Origin of the sequence: Piscinibacter defluvii, assembly GCF_004011805.1 — a bacterium.
Classification (GTDB): domain Bacteria; phylum Pseudomonadota; class Gammaproteobacteria; order Burkholderiales; family Burkholderiaceae_C; genus Piscinibacter; species Piscinibacter defluvii.
On the sequence record NZ_ML137196.1, the window covers coordinates 429,128 to 447,938 of the forward strand.

18 protein-coding genes are annotated in these 18,811 nt (G+C 72.1%); 5 read left to right on the top strand and 13 right to left on the bottom strand.

Annotated features, from left to right (window positions below; all coding sequences use genetic code 11):
• The 4 genes from D9C15_RS01935 to tkt all read right to left on the bottom strand — a co-directional run bounded on the left by D9C15_RS01935 (window position 1) and on the right by tkt (window position 5,282).
• Window positions 1-1,662 carry a S8 family peptidase gene (locus D9C15_RS01935; RefSeq protein WP_164886617.1) on the bottom strand — a complete coding sequence of 554 codons (1,662 nt, stop codon included), beginning with the start codon at window positions 1,660-1,662 and terminating at the stop codon, window positions 1-3.
• Window positions 1,663-1,687: 25 nt separating this feature from the next.
• Window positions 1,688-2,023: a hypothetical protein gene (locus D9C15_RS01940; RefSeq protein WP_127995731.1), complete on the bottom strand. Its 336-nt coding sequence runs from the start codon at window positions 2,021-2,023 to the stop codon at window positions 1,688-1,690.
• Between the two features lie 100 nt (window positions 2,024-2,123).
• Window positions 2,124-3,122, bottom strand: coding sequence for a type I glyceraldehyde-3-phosphate dehydrogenase (gene gap / locus D9C15_RS01945; RefSeq protein WP_127995732.1), 999 nt, complete (start codon window positions 3,120-3,122; stop codon window positions 2,124-2,126).
• Window positions 3,123-3,221: 99 nt separating this feature from the next.
• Window positions 3,222-5,282 carry a transketolase gene (gene tkt / locus D9C15_RS01950; protein ID WP_164886618.1) on the bottom strand — a complete coding sequence of 687 codons (2,061 nt, stop codon included), beginning with the start codon at window positions 5,280-5,282 and terminating at the stop codon, window positions 3,222-3,224.
• 99 nt (window positions 5,283-5,381) lie between these two features.
• Between tkt and speD the strand changes: the two genes are divergently transcribed.
• The 4 genes from speD to D9C15_RS01970 all read left to right on the top strand — a co-directional run bounded on the left by speD (window position 5,382) and on the right by D9C15_RS01970 (window position 8,017).
• Window positions 5,382-5,771, top strand: a complete 390-nt coding sequence (gene speD, locus D9C15_RS01955; RefSeq protein WP_127995734.1) for an adenosylmethionine decarboxylase — start codon at window positions 5,382-5,384, stop codon at window positions 5,769-5,771.
• A 76-nt stretch (window positions 5,772-5,847) separates the two neighbouring features.
• A complete protein-coding gene (locus D9C15_RS01960) occupies window positions 5,848-6,435 on the top strand; it encodes a hemerythrin domain-containing protein (protein WP_127995735.1) in 588 nt (195 codons plus the stop codon).
• Between the two features lie 22 nt (window positions 6,436-6,457).
• The gene (gene murU / locus D9C15_RS01965; RefSeq protein WP_127995736.1) at window positions 6,458-7,165 is read left to right on the top strand and encodes an N-acetylmuramate alpha-1-phosphate uridylyltransferase MurU; all 708 of its coding nucleotides are present in this window, start codon (window positions 6,458-6,460) and stop codon (window positions 7,163-7,165) included.
• Between the two features lie 90 nt (window positions 7,166-7,255).
• A complete protein-coding gene (locus D9C15_RS01970) occupies window positions 7,256-8,017 on the top strand; it encodes a hypothetical protein (protein WP_127995737.1) in 762 nt (253 codons plus the stop codon).
• Here D9C15_RS01970 and D9C15_RS01975 read toward each other — a convergent pair.
• The 9 genes from D9C15_RS01975 to D9C15_RS02015 all read right to left on the bottom strand — a co-directional run bounded on the left by D9C15_RS01975 (window position 7,995) and on the right by D9C15_RS02015 (window position 17,453).
• Window positions 7,995-9,638, bottom strand: a complete 1,644-nt coding sequence (locus tag D9C15_RS01975; RefSeq protein ID WP_310734454.1) for an FAD-dependent oxidoreductase — start codon at window positions 9,636-9,638, stop codon at window positions 7,995-7,997. The two genes, D9C15_RS01970 and D9C15_RS01975, sit on opposite strands and share 23 nt — an antisense overlap.
• A complete protein-coding gene (locus tag D9C15_RS01980; protein ID WP_127995738.1) occupies window positions 9,635-11,209 on the bottom strand; it encodes a polyamine aminopropyltransferase in 1,575 nt (524 codons plus the stop codon). Before D9C15_RS01980 ends, D9C15_RS01975 begins: the two co-directional genes overlap by 4 nt.
• Window positions 11,202-11,426 (bottom strand): DUF350 domain-containing protein, encoded by a 225-nt coding sequence (locus D9C15_RS01985; RefSeq protein ID WP_127995739.1) that lies wholly within the window; start codon window positions 11,424-11,426, stop codon window positions 11,202-11,204. The genes D9C15_RS01980 and D9C15_RS01985 overlap by 8 nt, the downstream gene beginning before the upstream one ends.
• Before the next feature lie 27 nt (window positions 11,427-11,453).
• Window positions 11,454-13,058: a DUF4178 domain-containing protein gene (locus D9C15_RS01990; RefSeq protein ID WP_127995740.1), complete on the bottom strand. Its 1,605-nt coding sequence runs from the start codon at window positions 13,056-13,058 to the stop codon at window positions 11,454-11,456.
• A gap of 13 nt (window positions 13,059-13,071) precedes the next feature.
• Window positions 13,072-14,118, bottom strand: a complete 1,047-nt coding sequence (locus D9C15_RS01995; protein WP_127995741.1) for an SPFH domain-containing protein — start codon at window positions 14,116-14,118, stop codon at window positions 13,072-13,074.
• 113 nt (window positions 14,119-14,231) lie between these two features.
• Window positions 14,232-14,915, bottom strand: a complete 684-nt coding sequence (locus D9C15_RS02000; protein ID WP_127995742.1) for an exosortase C-terminal domain/associated protein EpsI — start codon at window positions 14,913-14,915, stop codon at window positions 14,232-14,234.
• The gene (gene xrtB / locus D9C15_RS02005) at window positions 14,912-15,814 is read right to left on the bottom strand and encodes an exosortase B (protein WP_240668252.1); all 903 of its coding nucleotides are present in this window, start codon (window positions 15,812-15,814) and stop codon (window positions 14,912-14,914) included. The genes D9C15_RS02000 and xrtB overlap by 4 nt, the downstream gene beginning before the upstream one ends.
• A complete protein-coding gene (locus D9C15_RS02010) occupies window positions 15,811-16,698 on the bottom strand; it encodes an EpsD family peptidyl-prolyl cis-trans isomerase (protein WP_127995743.1) in 888 nt (295 codons plus the stop codon). Before D9C15_RS02010 ends, xrtB begins: the two co-directional genes overlap by 4 nt.
• 194 nt (window positions 16,699-16,892) lie before the next feature.
• The gene (locus D9C15_RS02015) at window positions 16,893-17,453 is read right to left on the bottom strand and encodes an FxDxF family PEP-CTERM protein (protein WP_127995744.1); all 561 of its coding nucleotides are present in this window, start codon (window positions 17,451-17,453) and stop codon (window positions 16,893-16,895) included.
• 171 nt (window positions 17,454-17,624) lie between these two features.
• On the opposite strand from D9C15_RS02015, the gene D9C15_RS02020 reads away from it, so the two are divergent.
• Entirely contained in the window at window positions 17,625-18,803 is a 1,179-nt protein-coding gene (locus tag D9C15_RS02020) for an FAD-dependent monooxygenase (RefSeq protein WP_127995745.1), read from the top strand.
• Window positions 18,804-18,811: the final 8 nt, after the last annotated feature.

An 18,811-nucleotide genomic window follows, 5' to 3' on the forward strand; every position in this document is an offset into this window, starting at 1 on the left:
TTACTGCGGCGCGCGCCGCAGCGCCAGCGTCGCCAGGCCGAGCAGCAGCAGCCAGCCGAAACCGAGCGCCCCGCCACCACCACCGCCGCCCGTGGCGGGCGGCGCGGCGGCCCCGGCGACCGCGGCCCGAGCGTCGAGCATGCCGGCACCGCAGGTGGACGTGGTGCAGTAGCACTCCTCCTGCACCGTGCCGTCGGGCGCGTGGCACTGCGGCGTGCCGGGCTCGGCGCCGCTGGTGGGGAACGGGCGCGCCGTCGAGCGCAGGATCGAGCGCACCTGCGCCGGCGTCAGGTCGGGCTCGACCGCGAGCATCAGGGCCACGGTGCCGGCCACCAGCGGGGCGGAGAAGCTGGTGCCCAGCGTCGGACGCAGCAGGCCGTCGCTGTAGGTGGAGCCGCCGTTGGCGTCGGTCACCGGCGCCTGCGTGCCGGTGTTGGTGGTCGTGAGGATCGGGTACAGGCAGGGGTCGGTCAGGCCGGTGTTGACGCAGTTGCCGCCGGGCGCGCTCACCGTCACCTCCGGCCCGAGGTCGGAGAAGCCGACCTTGGTGCCGAGGTGGCGCAGGCCGGACACCGCGATCACGCCGTCGCAGGCGGCCGGCTCGGACACGGCGCCGCCGCTGCCGTTGCCGGCCGAGGCGACGATCACCACACCGGCGCTGCGCAGTTCGTCGACCACGTCCACATACGCCGGGCTGCAACCGGCGCCGCCGCCCAGGCTCAGGTTGAGCACCCAGGCCGGATTCGGGTTCGTCGGCAGACCCGGCACGGCCAGGCCGGCAGCCCAGCGCATGCCGTCGATGATGTCCGAGTCGAACCCGCCGCACTTGCCGAGCACGCGCACCGGCAGCACCTTCGCGTTGCGCGCGACGCTGGCCATGCCGCGGTTGTTGTCGGTCAGCGCCGAGATCAGCCCGGCGACCTCGGTGCCGTGCCAGGAGCTGTCGGAGGCGGCCGGGTTGCCGTTCTCGTCGAACGAACAGTCCTCGAACGGTCCCCCCGGGGTGGTCGTCTCCTGCAGCGTGATCCAGTCGCCCGGGTCACGCGGGTCGCTGTCGCGCCGGTTGCCGTCGTTGGCGATGTCGAGGTCGGCGACCATGTCGTAGCCCGGCAGCAGGTTCCCGACCAGGTCGGGGTGGTCGCTGCGGATGCCCGTGTCGAGCACCGCCACGACCACGTTGGCGCGCCGCGCCGGCGTGGTCAGGTCCCAGGCCGCCTCGGCGTTGATGGCCGAGCGCAGCGTGCCGGTGGGCGCCTTCAGGTACCACTGCCCGGCGGCCGGGCCGTTCACCGGCACCGGGCTGGGCACGTACAGCGGATCGTTCGGCACCGCCGCGGCGCGCTTGCGCCGGTCCGGCACGGCGTACTCGACGTCGCCTTCGGCGGCCAGGCGCGCCGCCAGCGCCTCGGAGCTCAGCCCGCTGGCGAACACCACCTGCGCGCGCTCGCTGACGGCCAGCCCGCTGCGCAGCGCCAGGCCGGTGCGCTGCCCGAGCGCCTGAGCCCGCAGCGCGGGCAGCTGGTCGGCCGACTGGGCCTGCTTGCGCAGCAGGTCCGAGCCCTGCTTGTACTTCACGATCACGCGGGCATCCGCCGCGTGCGCCGCCAGCGGCAGGCAGGACAGCAGCGCGAGCAGCGCGCAGAGACGGCGGACCGGCTTCATCGAACAATCCTCTCGGGTCGGGCCTTCAGTAGGTGGGGGAGACGATGCGCTTGCGCGCATCGATCTGCGCGGCGCTGAAGCGGGAACGGTCGGCACGCAGTCGCTCGAAGGCGGCCGGGCCGTCGGCCGCGTCCGGGCATTCGATCACCAGCGCGTGCCAGTCGGTGCCGCTGGCAGACAGGTAACGCACCGGGCAGCCGGCGGATGACGTGGCCGCCTGCGCGATGGATGGTGCGTCGGGCAGCGGCTGCGCCAGGCGCACCATGACGCGCAGCGGGCCGGGCCCGGCCACCGGTTCGGCGGCGCAGGCCACGAGGGCCAGCGCAGCCAGCAGGGCAGGAATCGCGACGCGCGGCAGCATGCCGCGCAGTCTACGGGTGCGCCGCCGGCCGCCGCCGGGCCGGCAAGGCGCTGTCGCGTAAGGCTTTGTTGCGGCGTGTGGCGCCGCACGCCCTCGGAGCTCAGGCCGCGACGACGCGCACCATCTCCAGCACCTTGTTGGAGTAGCCCCACTCGTTGTCGTACCAGGCCACGACCTTCACGAAGGTCTTGTCCAGCGCGATGCCGGCATCGGCGTCGAAGACCGAGGTGCAGGGCTCGCCGCGGAAGTCGGTCGCGACGACCTTGTCCTCGGTGTAGCCGAGCACGCCCTTCAGCGCGCCCTGGCTCTGCGCCTTCATCTCGGCGCAGATCTCGTCGTAGGTGGCTTCCTTGTTCAGCTCGACGGTCAGGTCGACCACCGAGACGTCCGAGGTCGGCACGCGGAAGGCCATGCCGGTGAGCTTCTTGTTCAGCTCGGGGATGACCACGCCCACCGCCTTGGCCGCGCCGGTGCTCGACGGGATGATGTTCTCGAGGATGCCGCGGCCGCCGCGCCAGTCCTTGTTGCTCGGGCCGTCGACGGTCTTCTGCGTCGCGGTGGCGGCGTGCACGGTGGTCATCAGGCCGCGCTTGATGCCCCACTTGTCGTTCAGCACCTTGGCCACGGGCGCCAGGCAGTTGGTCGTGCAGGAGGCGTTGGAGATGATCGCCTCGCCCTTGTAGCTCTTGTCGTTGACGCCGAAGACGAACATCGGCGTGTCGTCCTTGGAGGGCGCGCTCTGGATCACCTTCTTCGCGCCGGCGGCCAGGTGCTTCTGGCAGGTCTCCTTGGTCAGGAACAGGCCGGTGGACTCGACCACGATGTCGGCGCCGATCTCGCCCCACTTCAGCTCGGCCGGGTCCTTCACCGCGGTCAGGCGGATCTTCTTGCCGTTGACGACCAGCGTGTTGCCGTCGACCGCGACCTCGCCCTTGAAGCGGCCATGCACGCTGTCGTACGTCAGCATGTAGGCGAGGTAGTCGGGCTCGAGCAGGTCGTTGATGCCGACCACCTCGATGTCCTTGAAGTTCTGGACCGCGGCGCGGAACACCATGCGTCCGATGCGGCCGAAGCCGTTGATGCCGATCTTGATGCTCATGGAATCCTCCAGGTTGGATGTCGGAAGCGATGCGCCGGCGCGGCGGGCGAAAAGTGTGACGCGCCGACGGTTACATGGCGAGAACTTTCGCGCGGGCCGTCAACGCCGGCGCGCCAGCACGGCGCGCACGGTGTCGGCCACGTTCTGCGCCGTGAAGCCGAAGAGCTTGAACAGCGCGCCGGCCGGGGCCGACTCGCCGTAGCGGTCGATGCCCACGACGGCGGCGCAGCCGTACTTCCACCAGTAGTCGCTCACGCCGGCCTCGACCGCAATCCGCGGCAGGCCCTCGGGCAGCACGGACGTCTTGTACGCGCTGCCCTGGCGGTCGAACACGCTGGTCGAAGGCATGGACACGACGCGCACCGCGATGCCGTCGGCCGCCAGCAGCTGCTGCGCATTCAGCGCGAGCTGCACCTCGGAGCCGGTGGCGACGATGACGGCCTGTGCCTTCTTCCTGAGCCCGACCTCGGCTGGCTCGGCCAGCACATAGGCGCCTTTGGCGATGTCGTCGAGCGTGCCTTGCGTGGGTTTCGGCAGGTAGGGAAGATTCTGGCGCGACAGCAGCAGCGCACTCGGGCGGCTGCGGCTGGCGATGGCGGCGCTCCAGGCGACCACCGTCTCGGCGGTGTCGGCCGGGCGCCAGACGTCCAGGCCCGGGATCAGGCGCAGCGCGGCGGCATGCTCGACGCTCTGGTGCGTCGGGCCGTCCTCGCCCAGGCCGATCGAGTCGTGCGTGAAGACGTGGATGACGCGCTGGTGCATCAGCGCGGCCATGCGGATGGCGTTGCGGCTGTAGTCGCTGAACGTCAGGAAGGTGCCGCCGTAGGGGATGAAGCCGCCGTGCAGCGCGACGCCGTTGAGGATCGCGGCCATGCCGAACTCGCGCACGCCGTAGTTGATGTGGCGCCCGCCGTTGGGCCGGCCCTCGGCGTCGAAGCGCAGCGCCGGCGTCGACGTGGTGTTGGTCAGGTTCGAGCCGGTCAGGTCCGCGCTGCCGCCCAGCAGTTCGGGCAGTGCCTTGGTGAACACCTCGAGCGCGAGCTGGCTGGCCTTGCGGCTGGCCACGGTCTCGGCCTTGGCGTGGGTCGCCTGCAGCGCCTCGGCGGCGGTCTGCGCCCAGCTGGCGGGCAGCTCGCCGCGCATGCGGCGCGCGAACTCGGCCGCCAGCTCGGGGTGCGCCGCCTTGTAGGCCGCGAAGCGCGCGTCCCAGGCCGCCTCGAGCTCGGCGCCGCGCGCCTTGCCGTCCCAGGCCGCGTAGGCCTCCTCGGGCACGACGAAGGGTTCGTGCGCCCAGCCGAGCGCCTCGCGGGTGAGCTTGATCTCCTCGGCGCCGAGCGCCTCGCCGTGCGCCTTGGCGGTGCCGCCGCGGTTCGGCGCGCCCTTGCCGATCACCGTCTTGCAGCAGATCAGCGTGGGCCGCTCCGAGGCCTTGGCGCGCGTGATCGCGGCATCCACCGCGTCGGCGTCGTGGCCGTCGACGCCGGCGATCACGTTCCAGCCGTAGGCCCCGAAACGCTTCGGCGTGTCGTCCACGAACCAGGGCTTCACGGCGCCGTCGATCGAGATGCCGTTGTCGTCGTAGAAGGCGATCAGCTTGTTCAGCTTCCACGCACCGGCCAGCGCGCAGGCCTCGTGGCTGATGCCTTCCATCAGGCAGCCGTCGCCGAGGAAGACGTAGGTGTGGTGGTCGACGATCGAATGGCCGTCGCGGTTGAACTCGGCGGCCAGCAGCTTCTCCGCCAGCGCCATGCCCACCGCGTTGGTGATGCCCTGGCCGAGCGGGCCGGTGGTGGTCTCGACCCCCGGCGTGACGCCGACCTCGGGGTGGCCCGGCGTCTTGCTGTGCAGCTGGCGGAAGTTGCGCAGCTCGCTCATCGGCAGCTCGTAGCCGGTCAGGTGCAGCAGCGCGTAGATCAGCATCGAGCCGTGGCCGTTGGAGAGCACGAAACGGTCGCGGTCGAACCAGTGCGGGTGCGCCGGGTTGTGGCGCAGGTGCCCGCGCAACGGCCCCCACAGCGCCACGGCGATCTCGGCCATGCCCATCGGCGCACCCGGGTGGCCGGAGTTGGCCTGCTGCACGGAATCCATCGCCAGGGCACGGATCGCATTGGCCATCAGGGCCGTCGTGGAGGTCGCGGGGCGGGTGTCGAGGGCATCCATGGCGTGCGGCGGCGGAAAGCAGGGGGAAGCGGGAATTCTACGAGCGACCCTCGGCGCGACCTTGACCCAGCCGGCCGGACCGCTTCGATAATCGCCGCGATGCAGGGCCTGCACCTCACCGCCGATCTGTACGGCTGCGCCGCCGACCGGCCGGCGCTGACCGAGCCCGAGGCGCTGCGGCGCCTGTGCCTGAGCAGTGTCGCCGCCGCCGGCCTGAGCCCGGTGGGCGAGCTGTTCCACCGCTTCGCCCCCGCGGCGCCCGGGCTGCCGGCGGGCGTCACCGGCGTCGTGCTGCTGGCCGAATCGCACTTGGCGGTGCACACCTGGCCCGAGCAGCGGTCGGTGACGCTGGACGTCTACGTCTGCAACTTCGGCGCAGACAACTCGGCCCGCGCGCGGGCACTGCTGGCGGCGCTGGCCGAGGCCTTCGCGCCGACGCGCGTCGAACGGCACGAACTGGTGCGAGGCTCGCCCGGCGCCGGCGCCTGATTGATGCGCCTCAAGCCGCGCAGGCGGCAGCGGTGCCACGCTTGGCGGCATCGAATCGATCTGCCACGGAGCCGCCATGAGCCACCCCTGCCTGACCATCATCCGCGACGAGCACGGCGCGCTCTCGGCCATGCTGCGCTCGCTGTCCATGCTGCTGGCCGAACACCGCCGGCACGGTTCGCTCCCCGACTTCAGCGTGCTGCGCGCGATGCTGTTCTACGTCGACGAATTCCCGGAGAAGCTGCACCACACGAAGGAAACCGAGCTGCTGTTCCCGAAGATCCGCGCCCGCTGTCCCGAGGTGGCCGCCGTGCTCGACAAGCTGGACCGCGACCACGCGCGCGGCGAGAAGGCGATCCGCGACCTGGAGCACGACCTGCTCGCCTTCGAGGTGCTCGGCGAGGCGCGCCGCACCGCGTTCGAGAACGCGGTCGACCGCTACATCGACTTCTACCTCTCGCACATGGCGATCGAGGAGGAGCAGATCCTGCCGCTGGCGCTCAAGCACCTGACCGAGGAGGACTGGAAGGAGCTCGACGAGGCCTTCCTCGCCAACCGCGACCCGCTGACCGGCCACGAGCCGCCGGACCTGTACCGGCCGCTGTTCAGCAAGATCGTGATGCAGGCGCCCGCACCGATCGGGCTGGGGCCGGCGCTGAACTGACCGGTCGCTAGACTCCGCGGGGATGAAAGCGATCATCCTCGCGGCCGGCCGCGGCGAACGCATGCGGCCGCTGACCGACACCTGCCCCAAGCCGCTGCTGCCGCTGCGCGGCAAGCCGCTGATCGAGTGGCACCTGGAGGCGCTCGCACGCGGTGGCGTGCGCGAGGTGGTGATCAACACCGCCTGGCTGGAGGAACAGCTCGTCGCCGCGCTCGGCGACGGCGCGCGCTTCGGCCTCACGATCCGCTGGTCGCTCGAGGGGCGCGACCACGGCGGCGCGCTCGAGACGGCCGGCGGGCTGAAGAAGGCGCTGCCGCTGCTGCGGCTCGATGGTGACGAGCCCTTCTGGTACGTGGCCGCCGACGTGTTCGCGCCCGACTTCCGCTTCGACGCCGCCACGGCCGCGGCCCTGCAGCCCGGCGAGCTGGCGCACCTGTGGCTGGTGCCCAACCCGCCGCAGCATCCGCGCGGCGACTTCGGCCTCGCCGGGGGCCGGGTGGGCGCCGGCACCGACGCTGATCGCTTCACCTGGAGCGGCATCGGCGTGTTCCGCGCCGGCTTCGTGCACGAGCTGATGGCGGCGCTGCCGGTCGGCACCCGGGCCCGCCTGCGCCCCTACCTCGACACGGCCATCGCGCAGGGCCGCCTCGGCGGGCAGCTCTGGCGCGGCACCTGGGCCGACGTCGGCACGCCCGAACGGCTGCGCGCACTCGACGCCGGCGCGACGTAACCAGCCGTTCCCGCCGCGCCGGACGTGCATTTCGCACGACGGCCGCACGCAAGGCTTTGATTCGCGCGCCGGAATCGCTAATGTGCGCACATGGATCTGATCCGGGCGACGCTCACCCTGCCGATGGCCCTGGCCGGCGCGATGGCCGTGCACGTCCTGGCCTCGCGTGCGATCAAGGCGGTGGCCTGGTCGGTCTCGCCGCTGGCCGTGGGCGAGCCGCAGGCCTACGTGTACGAACGCGATGTCTGGCGCACCGCCGAACCCGGCGCGATGCGCGTGGTGGCCGCCGCCGCCGGTGCCGGAGCGCTGTTCTGGATCGCGGGGCTGCTGCAGTCGTGGTGGATGGTGCTGCTGGCGCTGCTGGGCTGGGCAGGCGCCGTGGCCTTCGACCTGCTGAGCTGGCAGCGCGTGGCGGTCAGCGCGAACAACCTGTGGTTCCAGCGCGGCTGGGGGCAGAAGGTGCACCAGGTCGCCTTCGAGAACATCCGCGACGTGGCCATCGAGGAGCGCGACGAGCGCGGCTTCACGCTGCGGCGCGGCCTGAACAACCGCATCTGCCGGCTGCAGGTGCGCATGAAGGACAAGCGTGTCGTCGCGCTGCCCAAGACCGATGCGCACACCGGGCTGGCCGACGTCGAGGAGGTGGCCAACCAGCTGCGCCAGCGGCTGCGCCACCTGGAGGACCGCGAGTCGATCAAGCGCTCGCAGCAGCGCGGCAGCGAGGCCGCGCGCGAAGCCGCCGAGGCCGCGCCCGCAGGCGATGCCGAGCTGCGCCGCGCGCTGCGCAAGCTGCGCGCGCAGGCGCTGGCGCCCGACGCGCCCAAGGCCGTCAAGCTGAAGAACGAGTCCTGAGGGCGGCGGCCGCGCGCGTGCCCGCGCGGTGGCCGTGGAAGAAGGCCTCCTCGAACACCGAGTAGCCCGACAGGTCGGCGTGCGCGTACTGCAGGCGCCGGCCCCCCTCGGCCAGCGCCTGCAGGGCCGGCGCACCGCGCAGGCCCGGCACCGGGATGCTCATCGCATGTCCGTAGCGCATCAGGTCGATGGCCTTCACGCGCTGCGGCAGGTCCGGATGGGCCGGCGCCAGCTCGGTGAGCAGTTCGGCGGCCCAGGCCGCGGCGGGCCGCTCGAGCAGGCTGCGTCGCGCCGCCAGCGTCTCCTGCGCCGTGCGGCCGCCGAGCGCGTGGTAGACGGTCAGCACGGTCGGCCCGGGGCGCGGGTCGAGGCGCTGGTGCGATGCGTCGACATACCCCAGCGTGCGGCTGCCGTACAGCACGTTGTCCCACGACGGCGCGGCACCCGGGCGGTCGGCCAGCGGGCCGTCCAGGCGCAGGTTGGCCACCAGCCAGGGCGCATGGCGCTGCAGCGCCAGCGCCTCGCGCAGGGCCTCGGGCGGCGACTCCAGCACCCGGGCCGCGACGAACAGCGGCAGGGCCAGCACCACCTGCGGCGCGACCCAGCGCTCGCGCCGCTGCGTGGCGGCCGACCAGGTGTCGACCTCGACCTGCTGGCGCTGTTCGGCCACGCGCGTGACCAGCAGCCCGCCGCGCAGCCGATCGCCCAGCGGCGCGGCCAGGCGCTGCGCCAGCCAGGCGTTGCCCTCGGGCCAGGTCAGCACGCCCTCGCGCTCGGCGTCCTCCTCGCCGGGGGCGTGGAAGCCGTGCCGGCTGGCGAAGTAGTGCACCCCGGCCCAGGCCGAGACCTGCGCGCTCGCGGCGCCGTAGTCGTCGCGGCAGCAGTAGTCGAGGTACCAGCGCAGCGCAGGGGCGTCGAAGACCTCGCGGTCGAGCCAGGCGTCGAAGCTGGTCGCGTCCAGCGCCGCCAGCGCCGCGCCCCACGGCGCGCGCGCGGTGGGCAGGCGGAAGGCACCGCCCGCGCCGAGCTCGCCGATCCGCTGCGCAAAGCGGCGGTACTGCGCCCGCGTCGCGGCCTGCTGCGCCTCGGGCAGGGCCTCGACCGGCGGCAGCAGGCCGTCGTGCCAGCGGCCGTCGAGGAACAGCCGCTCCTGCGGGCTGTGGCAGAGATGGCGTTCGTCGTAGACCACGCGGCCGGCCTCGCTGCGGCGCAGGCCGATCTCCTCCAGCCACTGCGCCACCTCGACCGCCGGCTCGCCGGGCACCGGCAGGTAATGCGCGCCGAGCGGGCAGGCGATGCCGTCCATGCGGTGGCCGCGGCTGTTGCCGCCGGGCATGTCTTCCAGCTCCAGCACACGCAGGTCGTCGACCCCGCCGCGCAGCAGCGCGCGCGCCGCCGCCAGGCCGGCGATGCCGGCGCCCAGCACCAGTGCGTCGGCTTCGTGCACCTGCGCCGGCGCGCCACCGGCGGGCGCGTCGCGCAGCCGGTGGCCGCGCTCGTGCGACGCCCCGATCCAGCGTGCCTCGGGCAGGGCCGCGCCACGGCGGCCGCAGCCCGGCAGTGCGGGCAGGCCGATCAGCGCGGCGCTGCCGGCGAGCCAGCGGCGCCGGTGCAGGTTCACTGGTGGACCTTGCCCCACTCGTCCTCGAACAGATGCACCAGCACCTGGTTGGACAGGCGGTTGGGCTCGGCGGCCACCCGCGCCATGTCGGGCGGGAAGGCGAACAGCGCCGGCAACCCGTCCAGCGACAGGAAGCGCAGGCCGGCGGGCAGCGCGGCCGGCTGCCGCCAGGGCCGCCGGCTCGCGATGACGAAGCCCCATTCGCCGAAGCTCGGCACATGCGCGTGGTAGGGCGTGGCGGTGAGACCGGTGGCCTCGATGGTGGCCACCACGGTCCAGTAGCTGCGCCGCGCGATCAGCGGCGAGGTGGTCTGCACCACCGCGTAGCCGCCGGCGGCCAGGTGCTCGTCGACCAGCTGGTAGAAGCTCGTCGTGTAGAGCTTGCCGATCGAGAAGTTGGTCGGGTCGGGAAAGTCGACCACGATCACGTCGTAGCGACCGCTGTCCTGCTCGAGCCAGCCGAAGGCGTCGGCGTTGACGATCGTGAGCTTGGGCGAATGCAGCGCATCCTGGTTCAGGCCGCGCAGCAGCGGCGCGCTGGAGAACAGCGTGGTCATGTGCGGGTCGAGCTCGACCAGCGTGATCGACTCGACCCCCGGGTGCTTGAGCACCTCGCGCACCGCCAGGCCATCGCCGCCGCCGAGCACCAGCACGCGCTTGGGCGCGCCCATCGCGGCCATCGCCGGGTGCACCAGGGCCTCGTGGTAGCGGTACTCGTCGCGCGAGTGGAACTGCAGGTTGCCGTTCAGGTAGAGCCGCACGCCGGCCTGGCTCGAGGTGACCACCACGCGCTGGTAGGGGCTCGATTCGCTGTAGACGATGTGGTCGCCGTAGAAGCGGTCCTCGGCCCAGCGTGTCACCTGGTCGGCGCCGGCGAAGGCCGCGGTCAGCACCGCGAGCGTGCCGGCGCACGCCAGCGCGTGCCACTTGAGCCCGCGCAGCTCGCCGCGGAACAGCCACAGCGCCCACACCGCCACCGCCGCATTCAGCAGGCCGAAGAACAGCCCGGTGCGGATCAACCCGAGCTGGGGCACCAGCACGAGCGGGAAGGCCAGCGCCACCGCGAGCGCGCCGAGGTAGTCGAAGGTCAGCACCTGCGACACCAGGTCCTTGAGCGCCCAGCGGTCGCGGAAGTGGCGCTTGAGGATGCGCATTACCAGCGGGATCTCGAGGCCGACCAGCGTGCCGACCACCAGCACCAGCGCATACAGCGCGAAGCGGAACGACCCGGCCGCGACGCTGTGCAGCGCGAACAGCGCCGCCGGGAGCAGCCCGCCGATCAGCCCGACCAGCAGCTCGATGCGCAGGAACTGCGCGACCAGCTGGCGGTCGATGAAACGCGACAGGTACGAGCCCACCCCCATCGCGAACAGGTAGGTGCCGATGACGGTCGAGAACTGCAGCACCGAGTCGCCCAGCAGGTAGCTGGCGAGCGCACCGGCAGCGAGCTCGTACAGCAGCCCGCAGGCGGCGATGACGAACACCGAGGCCAGCAGCGCCAGCTCGGCGGCGCTGATGTGCGCCTCGGGCGCGGCGCCGCCGTCGGCGGCGCCGGCGCGCGATTCAGCCATGGATCGCGGCCGCGACGATCTGGCCGATCGCGATCGCCACCGCGCCGACCACGATCGCCAGCGCCACGTTCTTGTGCTCGACGATCTCCTCCCACAGCTTGTAGGGCGTCAGCTTGTCGACGACGACGAAGCAGATCCAGAACACCGCGACGCCGATCATCGCGTACAGGATCGAGCCGAAGAAGACCGCGGGTTTCAGCCATTCGATGCCGAGCATGGGAACTCTCCTCGTGAATCCGGATGATCACTTGTGGCTGCCGCCACTGGAATAGCCGCCGAACGAGCCGCCGCCGCTGCGCCAGCCGCTGCTGCCGCTGCTGCGATTGCGTGCGCAGTTCTGGTACTCCGCGCTCGCCTCGCCGTAGGTGGCCCGGAGGTCGTCGCACTCGTCGCCGTCGCACTTGAACATGATCAGCATGACGGCCAGCACGAAGCCCCAGAAGAACAGCTTGGCCAGCAGCGAGGCGGCGTTGCCGGAGGTCGGCAGCGTGTCGCGCTTCATCGCCGCGAGCTTGTCGGTCTCGAGGCGGAAGGCCTTCAGCACCGCCTCGGCCGCGAGCGTCTCGCCGGCCGACCAGGTGATCTCCTGCGTGCTGCCCGATTCGCCCGTTCCCCCGGTGCGCTCGCGGTTCAGGCGCTTCGCCGAGGCGCCGCCGGTGCCCTGGTAGTCGGTGTTGTAGGTCAGCGCGTCACGCTCGAGCCGCCAGTAGAACTCGCCGAGCACGTAGGTGGCCTTGCCGGTGTAGTCGTACAGCTTGCGGTACAGCACGCCCTGGTACTTGACCGACTCGCCGGCACGCTCGGGCACGCCGGTGATGGGGGCGGTCCAGCTCCAGCCGTCTTCGGCATCCACGAGAAAGGCGAAGCCGGCCTGCCGGTGGTAGAGCAGGTACTCGCGCCAGAAGGTCTGCTCGTCGTCGCCGCCCTGTGCCACCTCGCAGCGTTCGGCATAACCCACCACCTGCCAGGGCAGCGGGCCTTTGCCGAGGATGGCCAGCGTGCCGGTGCTGCCGAGCGGGATCTGCGGCTCGCTGCCGTTCTCCTGCGCGTAGTGCCGCAGGTCGCCGCCCACGCCCTGCGACACGTCGACCACCGCGTGGCACTGGGGGCAGACGATCGACTGCGTGGTCGAGAGCTTGATCGTCAGCGCGGTGCCGCAGCTCGGGCACTCGACGCCGCGCGCCTTGAGCGTCTTCTCGCTCGCCTCGGCCAGGCCGGTGAGCGCGAGCTCCGAGAGCGCCACGGAGCGACCGACCGACCAGGCCGGCGCGGCCGGGTCGCCGTAGTCCAGCGTGCCGACCTCGCCGCGCGTGCTGCGCAGGTCGGCCACGACGAAGGCCTGGTCCGGCTTCGGCGCCGCGGGCAGCTCGCCCTGGGCCGCGATCAGCCTCGCCGTGGTGACCGAGGCCACCGACCAGGGCTGGCCGGCCACCACCACCGACTGGCCCGCGCGCAGCTGCTCGGCCGGCGGCACCGCGGCGTCCAGGCGCGCATCGAAGGCGAAGACATAGGCACCGTTGTCCTCGCTCAGCCAGCCCGAGCGGCCGTTGTCGAACAGGGCGTGCCACTCGTTCCAGGTGCCTTCGCCGTAGCCGTATTGCAGCCGGCCGACCAGCGTGAAGGGTTCGCCCTGGAAGCGCCCGGCCACGCCGAGCTGCAGCGGCGAATGGTCGTCGAACAGCTCGGCCGACTGGCCGATGCGGCGCAGCGCCGCGCCGTCGCGCACGATCGTGCTGCGGCAGAAGCTGCAGACCGCAAAGGCGGACGCGGCCGAGCGGAACTCGACCGGCGCACCGCAGTTCGGGCACGCGGCCCGGTAGCCGCGCTGGGGGCTCGGCTCGGTGGCCAAGACGCAGGGCGGCCTAGACCAGCTTCTTCAGCAGCTCGGCCTTCTTGGCGTCGAACTCGTCCTGCGTCAGGATGCCCTTGGCCTTCAGGTCGGCCAGCTTCTCGAGGGTGGCCATCACCTCGTCGGGCTTGACGCCTGCCGGGGCTGCCGCGGCAGCCGCTTGCGGCCCGGCACCCTGCAGGCCCTGCGAGAGCTGCTGCGCCATCACCTGACCGAGCGCGACGCCGGCCCCCAGGCCCATCGCATCGCCGACCACGCCGCCGCCGCTGCCGGCACCGGCCGCGCCTTCGGCGAATTTCGGGATCGCCTGCGCGGTCTGGTACTGCATGAACTTGCCCATGTCGCCGCCGACCATGCCCATGCCGATCTTCTGGTCGAGGATCTTCTGCAGTTCCTCGGGCAGCGAGACGTTCTGCACCGTCACGCCCTCGAGCTTCAGGCCGATCTTCTCGAACGCGGGCGCGGTGGCCTCCTGCAGCGCCTTGGCGAACTCGATCTGGTTGGCAGCGAGGTCGAGGAAGGCGATGCCGCTGCTCGCCACGGCGTCGGAGATGTGCTGCAGCATCAGCGCGCGCAGCTGGCCGTCGAGCTCGGCCACGGTGTAGGTGTCGCGCGTGCCGGAGATCTCGGTGTGGAACAGCTTCGGGTCGGCGACGCGGTAGCTGTAGTTGCCGAAGGCGCGCAGGCGCACGGCGCCGAAATCCTTGTCGCGGATCGTGACCGGCTGGGTGGTGCCCCAGCGCTGGTCGACCTGCTGGCGCGTGCTGAAGAAGTAGACGTCGCTCTTGAACGGGCTCTTGAAGAGCTTGTCCCAGTTCTGCAGGTAGGTGAGGATGGGCAGCGTCGCCGTGGTCAGCGTGTAGCGGCCAGGGCCGAATGCGTCGGCCACCTTGCCCTCGTTGACGAACAGGGCCATCTGCGATTCGCGCACCGTCAGCGAGCCGCCGTTCTGGATCTCGCGGTCGGCCATCGGGAAGCGCCAGGCGAGCGTGCCGTCGGCCGGCTCCACCCACTCGATGATGTCGATGAACTGTTTCTTGATGAAATCCATCAGCGCCATGGACCACCCCCGACCTGTGATTGCGATGCCCGGCCAGGGTGGCCGGGTGCGCGGATCATAGTGGCGCCGTCGTCGCGCGGCGTGACAGAAATCGCACGCTGCGCCTCACCCCTTCAGGGGTGTGCCGCCTCGCCGAGCAGGCGCGCTCGCGACGAAGGCTGCAGCGCCTGAAGCATGTCCGCCGCGAACTGCGAGTGCAGCTGCCAGGCGCCCTCGGCGTGCGGGTCGATCGAGGACAGGCGCACCAGCAGGCCGTCGCTGCGGCGTCGCTGGCCGAGGTGCACGAGCCGTTCGCGCAGCGACGGGCGTCGACCCTGGTCGAGCCGCCCGCCGACCACGGCCCAGTAGGTGATGGGCTCCGGGCGACCGGGCAAGCGGGCGACGAGCCGCGTCACCGGCAGTCCGCGTGCCCCCACGGGCAGCGCAGCCGCGTTCGGCGTGCTGACCTCGAAGCCACCGGCGCGGTAACAGACCTCCGGTCGGTGCAGCTGCATGTCGGCCGACTGGTCGGCGCCATAGGCGATCGACAGCATGACGCGCTGGCCCCGGTCGTTCAGGAAGGTGCGCTCGAGCACCTGGTCGTACATCTGCACCTGCGCCCCGCGCCGGTCGGCGGCGCGCACGAAGGCCACGCTTTCCGGATCGATGCGCCAGTCGCCGAAACGCTCCGGCAGCAGGGCGTCGAGGTCGAGCCGGTCCGCGGGGTCGGCCGGCCGGGGCTTCATCCAGGCCGCGAGCGCCGCGGTGGAGCCCATGCCCAGCGCGAGCACCAGCGCACGCCGGCGCAGCGGGTTCATCGTGCCTCCCGCGGCGTCGGCAGCACCCGGCCGAGCAGGCCGTCCACCGCGATCACCAGCACCAGCGCGACCATGAACAGCACCATGCCGGCGAAGCCGTGCAGGAAGCCTTGCCCGGCCGCATCGCCGAAGTGGTAGGTGATCAGCGTCAGGCTCACGACGCGCACCACGTTGGCGAGAAAGGCCACCGGCACCACCAGCACGGCCAGCAGCGCGTTGCGCAGCAGCGACTGGTGGTTCATCAGGTTCGTGTAGAGCAGGCCCATGGCCTCCAGCACGAACATCGTCTGCAACCCGGCGCAGGCCTCGTTGACGAGCAGCTGGTACTGGCCGATCGTGATGATCACGCCGGTGCGGCCGACCGGGTAGCCGACCCATTGCAGCAGCTGCACGCCCACCGCCGAGACAGCGGTCTTCATCGGCCCGGTGATCGTCAGCACGAGCGAGAACGGCAGCGGCACGGTGAACAGCAGGAAGAACAGCGCGAACCAGATCGTGCGCAGCCCGGCCCAGCCCTTGAAGCACAGCACCAGCGCGGCCGGCAGCAGGATGATCGACAGCAGCTCGAGGCGGAACACGCCGAGCAGCCGCCCGAGCAGGTAGCACCCGAGGGCGGCCGCGAACACCAAGGTGGTGGCCAGCAGCGCGGGACGGTCCGGCAGCGCCAGCAGTTCCTCGCGGCGGCGCCACACCAGCCAGGCAGCAATGGCCATCACGAGCAGTTCATGGCCCTGGGTCTCGATCGACCAGGCGCCGGCAGACCAGTCCCACAACAGCGGCACGTACAGCGCCAGCAGGCCCGCGACCACCAGCGCCAAGGCGACCCGGTCGAGGCCGCCGCGCACCGGCAGCACCGGGCCGGCCGCCGCGCGGCCGCCGGCGATGCCCGCCGGGTTCACTGCGGCGCCCCCGGACGGGCCGCCGCCGAGGCGGCTTCCTGCGCCGCCTTGGCGAAGTTGCCCACGTACTCGATGCGCGCCTCGTCGCGCAGCTTCTTCATCGCCTCGGCAACGGCGGCCGCCTTGCGTTCGTTGATCAGGAAGACCTCGATGGCCTTGCTGGCGGTGTGCCGGTCGATCGGCGCCTTGACCGACTGCACCACCGTGAACACACGCGAGGCCCCAGGCACCGCCATGAAGACCGACTGGCCCGGCTCGAGCCCCGCCACCTGGCGCAGCACCGCCTGCGGCAGATCCTCGGCGGCCTGGGCCAGCAGCCGGCCCTCGAATCGGATGTGCGCCTCGCGCAGGCCACGCTCGATGTCGTCCACCGAGCCGGCACGGGCCACCACGGCCTGCACCGTCGCGGCATCGGCCATCGGCTCGACCGCCGTCTCGCGCAGGACGTACAGGCGCCGCTGGGCAAACAGCTCGGGACGCGCGGTGTAGTAGCGGTCGATCTCGTCACTGCTGGGGCCGACGACCTTGTCCGCCACGCGTTCCTGGTAGCTGCGCGCGAGCAGCTCGCGCCGCGCGGCCTCGAGCAGCTGCACGACGCGCGGATCCTTGTCGAGGCCGGCGTCGGCGCCGGCCTGCGCGGCGAGCTCCTGGTCGACCAGCAGCTCGAGCACCCGCCCGGTGGCGCGCTCGGCCGGGTCGTTGGCCACCTGGCGCGGCTGGCGCTGCAGCACGGCCTGCACCTGGTGCACCGAAATCTCGCCCTTGTTGACCTTGACGGCGATCTGGGTGTCGCCGCCGGAGCCCCCGCAGGCGGCGACCAGCAGGCCGGCCGCGATGGCGAGCACAGGGCGCGCGGCGCGCAGCAAAGAGGTGGACGGTTGCATGGTGGCGTGGAGCTGGCGAGTGGGACGGAGACACTACCCCGGGGCGCTGGCCCCGTATACACCCCGGGGGGAACCCCCGGGGCCGGGAGCGTGATGCGCGCCGCAGACTTGTCGCCCTCGGGTGCGCTGCCGGGACGACTGCAAAGAAATGACGGGCCCGCAGGCCCGTCGCACTGACCGAACCTGCACCGCCTTCAGGCGCGACGCCGGCGCCTGACTGCGGCACCCACACCCGCCAGGCCGGCCAGCATCATGGCCAGCGCCTCGGGCTCCGGGGCCGGCGAGGCAACCGGTGCTGCCGTGGCGATGCTGCCCTTGTAACCCACCAGGCCCGGCACGATGCCCCACTCCTGCGTGATGCTCGAGGCCACCGCGAGCGTGTAGGTGCCGGCGGTCAGTCCGTTGAAGGTGAAGTCCCAGGGCGAGCTGTCGGAATCGAACAGCGATCCGGTCTTGCCGAGCGTGATGCCCCCGTTGAACAGGCTCACGGAAGTCACGTCGATCGCCAGCTGGTTCAGGTCGAAGCCCCAGAGGCTGGGATCCCGCTCGATGACGCCGCCGAACGACACGGCCGGCCCGCTCAGCGTGAAGGTGTAGCAGTCGAGGTAGCTTCCGGTGGACCCGAAGGCATGGCCGAACACTTCCAGGCCCGGGGGCCCCAGCGGACCCCAGTTCGAGGTGCTGGTGCAGGTGGCCGCCATGGTCGGGCCGGCGAGCGACAAGGCACACAGCGCACCCAGCAGTTTCGTCTTCATCGTGGTTTCCAAGCCTTGAGTTGGCGCGATCCGGCCGGTCTTCCGGCAGCCCGCGTTCGATGGCTTATTCTGCAATCAGGTGCGGCCCACCGGGTGCCCCAGGCCCCCCCGGTGCAGGGTGGGGAACAACCCTCTCCGGGGCGCGTTCGTGACAATGTCGACGTGTCCCTCATGACCCGTGTTGATTCGATTGCCGTGATCGGCGCAGGCCCGGTCGGCCTGGCGTTGGCGCTGCGTGCAGCCGAGCTGCTGCCGCAGGCCGTCATCGCGCTGTTCGACGGCCGCGCCGCCGACAAGGACCTCAGCGGCGACTCGCGCACGCTCGCGCTGGCGCTGGGCAGCGTGCAGCTGCTGCGGCGCCTGGACGCCTGGCCCGCGCCGGCGGCGCAATCCATCCTCGAGGTGCGGGTGTCGCAGCAGCAGGCCGCCGCGCCCTGGCCGGGCCGGCACCCGCCCGAGCTGCGCATCCTGGCGCGCGAGGAGGGCGTGCCGATGCTCGGCGCGGTGCTCTCGTACGGCGCGCTGGTGAGCCGCCTGCAGGCGCGCTGGATGGAGCGGGTGGCTGGCGAACCGGCGCGGCTGCAGGCCCGCTTCGGGCAGCCGGTCACCGGGCTCAAGCCGCTCGACGGCGCGGTCGAGGTGGACGCCGGGCTGGCCGAGCGTTTCGACCTGGCCGTCGTCGCCGAAGGCGGGGTGTTCGCGGAGCAGGCGCGCAAGGCGGTCGCGCACGACTACCACCAGGCGGCCTGGGTCGGCACGCTGGGCTGGGCCGACGGCGCGCCCGCCGGCGTGGCCGTGGAGCGTTTCACCCGGCACGGCCCGCTCGCCCTGTTGCCGCTGCCCGACCGCCGCTCGGCGCTGGTGTGGTGCGTGGACGCCGACGACGACCCCCTGCCGGCGCTGGACGAGGCCCAGCGCCTGGCCGTGCTGCGCCACCTGCTGCCCGCCGACCTGGGCACGCCGGCCACGCTCTCGCCGCTCAAGCGCTTCGCACTCGGCCTGAATGCCGAGCGCACCCTGACCCAGGGCCGCACCGTGCGCATCGGCAATGCGGCGCAGACGCTGCACCCGGTGGCCGGACAGGGGCTCAACCTGGGCCTGCGCGACGCCTGGTCGCTGGTGGAGGCGCTGCGGCGCGGGCCGAGCGTCGATGCGGCGCTGCGCCGGCTCGAGTGGCAGCGCGCGCCGGACCGCTGGTCGATGATCGCGGCCACCGACTTCCTCGCGCGCAGCTTCACCTGGTCGATCCCGGGCGCGGGGGTGGCACGCGGGCTGGGCCTCGCGGCACTGCAGGCGTTCGCGCCCGCGCGCTCGGCGCTGGCACGGCAGATGATGTTCGGCGGGCGCTGAGCGCCGCC

Bases quoted from the DNA above. Each gene is read 5' to 3' on its own strand.
- D9C15_RS01935 (WP_164886617.1), bottom strand. From the start codon at position 1,662: ATGAAGCCGGTCCGCCGTCTCTGCGCGCTGCTCGCGCTGCTGTCCTGC.
- D9C15_RS01940 (WP_127995731.1), bottom strand. From the start codon at position 2,023: ATGCTGCCGCGCGTCGCGATTCCTGCCCTGCTGGCTGCGCTGGCCCTC.
- gap (WP_127995732.1), bottom strand. From the start codon at position 3,122: ATGAGCATCAAGATCGGCATCAACGGCTTCGGCCGCATCGGACGCATG.
- tkt (WP_164886618.1), bottom strand. From the start codon at position 5,282: ATGGATGCCCTCGACACCCGCCCCGCGACCTCCACGACGGCCCTGATG.
- speD (WP_127995734.1), top strand. From the start codon at position 5,382: ATGCAGGGCCTGCACCTCACCGCCGATCTGTACGGCTGCGCCGCCGAC.
- D9C15_RS01960 (WP_127995735.1), top strand. From the start codon at position 5,848: ATGAGCCACCCCTGCCTGACCATCATCCGCGACGAGCACGGCGCGCTC.
- murU (WP_127995736.1), top strand. From the start codon at position 6,458: ATGAAAGCGATCATCCTCGCGGCCGGCCGCGGCGAACGCATGCGGCCG.
- D9C15_RS01970 (WP_127995737.1), top strand. From the start codon at position 7,256: ATGGATCTGATCCGGGCGACGCTCACCCTGCCGATGGCCCTGGCCGGC.
- D9C15_RS01980 (WP_127995738.1), bottom strand. From the start codon at position 11,209: ATGGCTGAATCGCGCGCCGGCGCCGCCGACGGCGGCGCCGCGCCCGAG.
- D9C15_RS01985 (WP_127995739.1), bottom strand. From the start codon at position 11,426: ATGCTCGGCATCGAATGGCTGAAACCCGCGGTCTTCTTCGGCTCGATC.
- D9C15_RS01995 (WP_127995741.1), bottom strand. From the start codon at position 14,118: ATGGCGCTGATGGATTTCATCAAGAAACAGTTCATCGACATCATCGAG.
- D9C15_RS02000 (WP_127995742.1), bottom strand. From the start codon at position 14,915: ATGAACCCGCTGCGCCGGCGTGCGCTGGTGCTCGCGCTGGGCATGGGC.
- D9C15_RS02010 (WP_127995743.1), bottom strand. From the start codon at position 16,698: ATGCAACCGTCCACCTCTTTGCTGCGCGCCGCGCGCCCTGTGCTCGCC.
- D9C15_RS02015 (WP_127995744.1), bottom strand. From the start codon at position 17,453: ATGAAGACGAAACTGCTGGGTGCGCTGTGTGCCTTGTCGCTCGCCGGC.
- D9C15_RS02020 (WP_127995745.1), top strand. From the start codon at position 17,625: ATGACCCGTGTTGATTCGATTGCCGTGATCGGCGCAGGCCCGGTCGGC.